Annotated in this window: 3 protein-coding genes; all 3 read right to left on the reverse strand. The window is 58.8% G+C overall.

From position 1 onward, the window contains the following. A partial coding sequence (locus Dpoa2040_RS08100; protein WP_246867269.1) for an ABC transporter permease occupies positions 1 to 912 on the reverse strand: 912 nt, incomplete at its 3' end. Then, complete coding sequence (locus Dpoa2040_RS08105; protein ID WP_042873492.1) at positions 881 to 1,585, reverse strand: ABC transporter ATP-binding protein; 705 nt, start codon at positions 1,583 to 1,585, stop codon at positions 881 to 883. The genes Dpoa2040_RS08105 and Dpoa2040_RS08100, both read right to left, overlap by 32 nt. Before the next feature lie 96 nt (positions 1,586 to 1,681). Further along, positions 1,682 to 2,249, reverse strand: a 568-nt coding sequence (locus tag Dpoa2040_RS08110) for a hypothetical protein (protein ID WP_168640936.1), incomplete at its 5' end; no start/stop codon positions are given.

The raw sequence follows: 2,249 nt of genomic DNA on the forward strand, positions 1-2,249 counted from the left end.
CCCCACCCCGCCGACAATCAGAGAGATGCCGCCCAACCCCGCCAGCAGCCAGGAAAACAGGCGCGACTGCTGCGCAATGCCTGCCAGCAGTTGCTGTGGAATTTGCACCTCGATTTGCTGGCCCGGCAGTAACAACTGAAGTTGCGACTGCACTTGAGAGGCGACCTGTTCCAGCGTTTCGCCAGACCGGTTGCGCATCAACACAGTGTTGATGTTGGGCGCAGGAATCAGACGACTCATCCCCTCGATGGGCACCAGAATGCTGTCATCAACCGAAACCGTCAGCAAAGGATTCTGCCCACGGGGTTGTAAAATGCCGACCACCTGAAAGAGATAGCCCCCCAGTTGTACTCGCGTGCCGGGAACCACCTGTACCCCTTTGGCCGCCAGTTCATCCACCAGATGGGCGCCGATGACCGCATGGGTACTGTGCGCATCAAACGCGCTTAGAAAACGCCCCTGCGCCAGTTGCAAATCCAGTACCGATGACAAAGCAGGGTTGACCCCTGCCAGCACGGTGTTGACGCTGCGCCCTCCAATGCGTGACGCCATTGAGGTGATAATCAGCGCCGAGGCGGCGCGGATATCCGGCACCGCCTGCGGTAGCGCTGCCATATCCGGCAATGTCGCCGGATAGACCGGCATCTGGCGACCAACCGGCACTTGCACCGTCGCTACCAGCAGGTCGCTGCCCATATTCCGGAATACCGCCATCGCCTGCGCTTCGGCATTGTGACCAATATTAATCAGCGCCACTACCGCACCACATCCCACCGCAATCCCTGACAATGCCAGCACCGCACGCCGCCCAAGCAGGCGCAAGCTCTCCAATGGTTCACTCAACTGTTGGCGCAAAGAAGGGCCATACGCCGACAACCGCTCACGCATCACTCTGCTCCCAAATACGGCCATCGCGCACCTGAATACAGCGCTGCATACGCCCGGCTACGCTGTTATCGTGCGTCACCATCACCAACGTCACGGCCTGCTCACGATTAAGCGTTAACAGCAGGTCGATAATCTCTTGTGCGGTTTGGCTATCGAGATTGCCGGTCGGCTCATCGGCCAGCAGCAGTGCCGGTTCGCCTGCCAGCGCACGGGCTATCGCCACACGCTGACGCTGCCCACCGGATAAGTCAGCCGGGCGATGATGATAACGCCCGGTCAACCCAACACGTGCCAGTTGCTCACACGCCCTCTGCCGCGCCAACGGGCGAGCCACACCGCGGTAGTACAGCGGCAGGGCAACATTGTCCTGAAGGGTGAGCCGGGGCAGCAGGTTAAAACTTTGGAACACGAATCCGATAGCCTGATTACGCATCACTGCCCGTTCATCGGCGCTCGCTTGCGTCATATCATTACCCGCCAGCCACAGGCGGCCAGAAGTGGGTTGGTCCAACAACCCGATGATGTTCAGTAAGGTGCTTTTACCCGAACCCGATGCGCCGATGATGGCGCAGGATTGTCCTTTGGGAATAGACAATGAGACATCATGCAGTACTGGTTGCACCGCCGATGTCCCTGCCGCATAGGCATAAGTGATGTGTTCTAAACAAAGAGAATCCGTTGTGCCAGCCTCAGGCATCCTGTCCTTTATCCTTTTACTATTCCCGCGCGTTTCCCCGTAACCGTAACCGCCGCTCAGGCATTTAGCAAATCAATACAAGCAGATATCAGCGTATCAACCGAGACGGGGTGTCGCTTTCGCCTGCTCCGCCCGCAGCGCCAGCGCGTTCAGTAACGGGCGCAGCGCCTCCTGCTGCCGGGTGAGAGCATCATCACTGCCGCCCTGCTGGATTAGCGTCATCAGTTGCGAGGCATAGCCATCCGGCAGTTGCGCTTCTTCTATCGCCGGCAGCGACTGGTAGTGATCAAGCATCGATTTATAGGTACTGGCCGATACCCGTCCTTTGCGCTCATCTTCCTCATTCATTTTGGCAATCACCGCATGTTTCCATGCCTCTTCCTGGTCATACGCTTCTCTCCAGGCAGCCCGACGCTCATTAACGGTAAACGCCCCGCTGTCGTCATAGGTGATCAGCGCCAGTTGCTCGCGGGACAGACCTTTAAACGGATTGGGTCCTTTACCATTAGCCTGCTTTGCCTGCGCCAGCCGCTGCGGGTCCGCTGAATCCGGCACCTCGGCGTCATAGGCGGCCTTGTTCTGGTTGTAACCGGGTCCCAGCAGTTTATCGAGGGTTGCATCGGCTATCGCCGCCAGACCACGCCGGTCAGTGCCGGCATCGCGG

The sequence above is a fragment of the Dickeya sp. CFBP 2040 genome, from assembly GCF_012273755.1.
GTDB lineage: Bacteria > Pseudomonadota > Gammaproteobacteria > Enterobacterales > Enterobacteriaceae > Dickeya > Dickeya poaceiphila.